The 4,585-nt window shown below is 53.4% G+C and carries 4 protein-coding genes and 1 pseudogene; 4 read left to right on the forward strand and 1 reads right to left on the reverse strand.

The genetic code is table 11. The features are described from left to right. From AB7U36_RS18955 to AB7U36_RS18970, 4 genes are all read left to right on the forward strand, one after another. Nucleotides 1-1,985 (forward strand): helix-turn-helix domain-containing protein (locus AB7U36_RS18955; RefSeq protein ID WP_428161217.1); only part of this gene is annotated, 1,985 nt, incomplete at its 5' end. Between the two features lie 144 nt (nucleotides 1,986-2,129). After that, on the forward strand, nucleotides 2,130-2,885 hold the full coding sequence (modA, locus tag AB7U36_RS18960) for a molybdate ABC transporter substrate-binding protein (RefSeq protein ID WP_428161218.1): 756 nt from the start codon (nucleotides 2,130-2,132) through the stop codon (nucleotides 2,883-2,885). Then, nucleotides 2,882-3,661, forward strand: a complete 780-nt coding sequence (locus tag AB7U36_RS18965) for an ABC transporter permease (RefSeq protein WP_428161219.1) — start codon at nucleotides 2,882-2,884, stop codon at nucleotides 3,659-3,661. Before modA ends, AB7U36_RS18965 begins: the two co-directional genes overlap by 4 nt. A 16-nt stretch (nucleotides 3,662-3,677) precedes the next feature. Next, nucleotides 3,678-4,394, forward strand: a complete 717-nt coding sequence (locus tag AB7U36_RS18970) for an ATP-binding cassette domain-containing protein (protein ID WP_428161220.1) — start codon at nucleotides 3,678-3,680, stop codon at nucleotides 4,392-4,394. Nucleotides 4,395-4,413: 19 nt separating this feature from the next. Here the strand turns inward: AB7U36_RS18970 and AB7U36_RS18975 are convergent. Further along, nucleotides 4,414-4,548 (reverse strand): annotated as a pseudogene (locus AB7U36_RS18975) (glycosyltransferase); the annotation flags it as partial. Between the last annotated feature and the right edge of the window lie 37 nt (nucleotides 4,549-4,585).

Genomic DNA, 4,585 nt, shown 5'->3' on the forward strand with positions numbered 1-4,585 from the left:
TAGAGCTTGAAACTGTTTACCGTCAAAGCGATCCGGATTTTATCCGCCTGCTCAATGCCGTGCGCGAAAACCGCATGGACCGCCACTGTACTGATATCCTCAACCGGCAGGTGACGCCCAGCTCTCCGGACCAGGGTTACATTACCTTGACCACGCACAATCAAAGAGCCGAATCCATCAATGCCCTGAAACTTGCCCGGCTTGGGGAGAAAGCATACACGCTGGCTGCAGAGGTGTCCGGAGATTTCCCGTCCCAGGCCTTTCCTACGGAGGAACAGCTTACACTTAAACCCGGGGCCCAGGTGATGTTTTTGCGCAATGACGCCTCCCCTGATAAAGCCTATTTCAACGGCACCATCGGCCAGGTTACCCATGTGGGAACTGAAACCGTAACCGTGGCCTGCCGGGGCAGTGCCGGAAGAGCGGCCGGTGAAAGTACATCAGGTTCTAAGGACGGCCCCGTTGTGGAGGTCAAGCCGGTGGACTGGGAAAATGTCACATACAAGGTAAACGAGGAAGATAAAACCATTCAACAGGAGGTGGTGGGGACATTCAAGCAGTTTCCGTTAAAGCTCGCCTGGGCCGTCACCATTCATAAAAGCCAGGGCTTAACCTTTGACCGGGCCATTGTGGATGCGAAAAATGCCTTTGCCCACGGCCAGGTCTATGTGGCCTTGAGCCGCTGTACCGGCCTTGACGGGCTGGTGCTCACCGCCCCTGTGCCGTCTCACGCCCTGGGCACCGACCCGGTGGTGGTGAATTTCATGAACCGGACTGCCCCGCCGGACCAGGACCTTGCCGCTGTTTTCAGATCTGCCCGGGCCGCCTGCCAGCAGACCCTGGTACTTAAATGCTTTGACTGTTCAAGTTTCAGGCGGTTGTTTTTTTATTTTCTGCGCCTGGCAAGGGACAACCGCAATGTGCTGCGCATTCCCGGGCTTGGTGAACCAGCTGAACTGGAATCCAGGGCCCGGGACCAGGTGTTCCAGGTGAGCGATAAATTTCAGATTCAACTGAAAGGGTTGATGGCAGCGGAGCCGTTGCCGGAAACAAGTGCCATTATCCAGGAGCGGGTGCGAAAAGCCAGTGTCTGGTTTGGCAATACCCTGGATCAGGTGTTTGGCCGGTTGCTTGAAAAAGGCGCAGTGGAAACCGACAATGCGGCTTTAGCCAAGCAGGTGCAAAATGCCCTGGACAATTTAAAACAGGAAATCCGTGTCAAACAGGCCGGGATTCTATCCTGTAAAGACGGATTTTCCACAACCGCCTATCTGAGTGCCCTGTCATCGGAAGCCATGGCAGATGTACCCAAAGATAAGTCTAAAAAGAGCGCTGGTTCATCCCCTGTCACGGATTATACCGAGCTTGACATTGCCCACCCCGAATTGTTTCAGGCCTTAAAGGCGTGGCGCACCCGGACCGCGGTTGCCCAAAATGTCAAGGCGTTCCAGGTGGCCCACCAGAAGGTCCTGGTCCAGATCGCAGTCTGCCTGCCCCGGTCTAAGAAAAGTCTGAAGTCCCTGAAAGGGGTTGGGCCTGCCACTGTGGACAGCTATGGGGATGAACTGCTGGCCATGGTGGATACGTACTGCAATGAAAAAGGCATCCCGGGGGATGAAACCCCGAAACCCCGCCCACCAGAACCCGCCCCGGATAAAGATTCAGGCCATGCGTCCTCCGGGTTCAACACCCGGGACATCAGCCTGATGCGCTTTAAAGAGGGTTTGTCCGTTGAAAAGATTGCCGAAGAACGGGGCCTGGCCGTTACCACCATCCAGGGGCATTTGTGTGTCTTTATTGCCAAAGGCGAACTGGCTGTGGACCAGCTGGTGCAGGACAAAGAAAAACAGGCAGCCATCGCGGCCGTGGTGTCGCCTGACAAAACTCTGACCCAGATGAAAAATGAACTGGGCAACGATTATTCCTACGGTGAAATCCGGGCCGTCCTGGCTCACCTGGAACATCTTGAATCCGTGAACGGATAGGCTGTTTATCGCCATTCTCCTGAAAAGCCTTGTTCAATTCCCGCGTTGGGTGAAAATGACATTGTTAAAATTATATTGACGTGTATAACTGCCATTGCTAAGAACATATACTATATTTGTTAACCCGATCTCAGGAGAATTAAGATGAAAAAATTATTTCCGCTGCTGGTTGTTATTGGCATGTCTTTGCTGTTTATCCTTGACGCCGGAGCAGATGAGCTGTTCCTCTATGCAGGTGCCGGATTGAGAAAACCCACGGATAAAATCATTGCACAGTTTGAGCAAAAGACCGGACACAAGGTTATTGTGGATTATGGGGGATCCGGCAAGCAGATGGCCAAGTACCAGACGACCCGGCGCGGTGATCTGTTCATGCCGGGGTCCTATTTTTATATCAATAAACTCAAAGAAAAGGGGCTGGTTATCTCTGACAGCCAGGTCGCCCTTCACACCCCGGTGATTGTCGTGAACAAAAAAGGGGAGCATGCCATTAAAACCCTGGAAGACATGGCCGCCCCCGGCGTCAAGCTGGCCATGGGCGATCCCAAAGCCATGGCCCTGGGCCGGACCAGCATGGATATTATCAGGAATGCGGGCCTGAAAAAACAATTCCTGGCCAATGTCGCTGTTTATGGCGCCACGGTCAATCAGCTCACCCTTTATGTGGTGCAGGGCGCTGTGGATGCTGCCATTGTGGCCCGGGCCAATGCGTTTATGCACCAGGATACCCTTGCCATGTTTGAAATTCCCACAAAGTTTTACACCCCGGAGATCATCGGCATAGCCGTGTTGAAAACCGCTAAAAACACTGCGCTTGCAGAACAATTCAAAGCATTTGTTTCAGGTCCCCAGGGCGTCGCGTATTTCACAAAGTTTGGTTTTTTGACCCTGACCCAATGATCCGGCTGTTTTACGGCATTCTGTTCATCTGCTGCTGCGGGGTGCTGGCGGTCTTATATGCCCTGGCAGCCCAGATGGGGATTGCCGATCTTCTGGGAGCCCTTTTAACCGAAGAGACCCGGTTTGCACTGAAACTGAGCCTTGCAACCTCGGTATCTTCGGTGGGAATCTCCACGGGCTTAGGCCTTCCGGTAGCTTATCTCATGGCAAGAAGACGGTTTCCCGGCAAATTTGTCGTGGATTCCCTTCTGGACATTCCCATGGTCATGACGCCGCTGGTCACGGGCATGGGACTGCTTTTTCTGCTGGGCCCCAACATTGCCGGACAGTGGATTCAAAAGACCGGGATTGATTTCCTTTTTACCCCGGCCGGTGCGGTGCTGGCCCAGACCTTCATTGCCACTCCCCTTGTGATCAGAAGCGGGCGCGTCACCTTTGAGGGCATTGATGAAAAATATGAACAGGCAGGCGCCATGCTGGGCCTGTCCGATGCCAGGGTCTTCTGCTTCATTGTCCTGCCCATGGCCCGCAACGGCATTCTTGCCGGGGCCGTCCTTGCCTGGGCAAGGACCCTGGGGGAGTTCGGGGCCACCCTGATGGTGGCAGGTGCGTCCCGGATGAGAACCGAGACCCTGCCCATCGCAGTTTACCTGAACCTGACCAGCGGAGAGATCGAACTGGCTGTTGCCTGTGCCTGGCTTCTGATAAGTCTTGGGCTTGTACTGCTCATGGTGCTTAAATGGCTGGGCGTACGTCAGAAAGTCCGGCAATACTAAAAAAAGGAGGCATGGCATGGGGTATCTGGTTATCAATAATCTTGAATCCCGGTATGTCAACGTTGACCACCTTGGGATCAAAAAAGGCGAACTGATGGTGCTGATCGGGCCGTCCGGTGCCGGAAAATCCACGCTTTTGAATATCCTCGCAGGTTTTATGCCCCATACCGGACAGATTCTTCTGGGCGGCAGGGCTGTTCATACCCTGCCGTCCCACCGCCGCCGGATTGGCTATCTGTTCCAGGACCTCTATCTTTTCCCCCACATGACTGTGTTTGAGAATCTTAAAATCGCCATGCAGGCCAGAAAGCTTAAGAAAAAGCAGGTTATCCAGGAAATTGACACCCTTCTTGAATTGTTTCGGATAACAGATTTGTCAAAAAGCTACCCGGGCCAGATCAGCGGCGGCGAAAAACAGCGGGTGGCCATGGCCAGGGCCATGGCGTGCAAACCAGATCTTCTGCTCCTGGATGAGCCCTTGTCCCATCTGGATTACCAAACGGCACAGTATCTGCGGTCGGAATTTAAACGAATCCAGCGGCAGTTCTGCCTGACCACGTTATTTGTGACCCACGACCTGCAGGAGGCCCGGGACCTGGGAGACCGGATACTTGTCATGGAAAAGGGGCATCTGCGGCTGTCCGGTCTCGGTGCCGACCCGGTGAAAGGGGCTGATCCCCAGATGCCCCGGGATCTTTTCACAAATTTTTTCCAGGAATCCTTTGCGGTTTAATTTCAAAAGTTAAAGGGGCCTAATCCGGAATATTTTTTTCCAACCGCCTGGCGATGCCAAGACTTCCATCGGTCGAACCATCGTCAACAATGATGATTTCAGAATTAAATTCAGGCACTTGCATTACACGCTGATTGCATGTTTCAAGGGTTTTTTCTTCGTTGAATCAGGGAAGATCGGAAGAGCGTCGT

The sequence above is a fragment of the Desulfobacter sp. genome (assembly GCF_050177295.1).

What these genes read in the sequence shown, in the direction of transcription:
- AB7U36_RS18965 (WP_428161219.1), top strand. Translation starts at nt 2,882, where the DNA reads ATGATCCGGCTGTTTTACGGCATTCTGTTCATCTGCTGCTGCGGGGTG.
- modA (WP_428161218.1), top strand. Translation starts at nt 2,130, where the DNA reads ATGAAAAAATTATTTCCGCTGCTGGTTGTTATTGGCATGTCTTTGCTG.
- AB7U36_RS18970 (WP_428161220.1), top strand. Translation starts at nt 3,678, where the DNA reads ATGGGGTATCTGGTTATCAATAATCTTGAATCCCGGTATGTCAACGTT.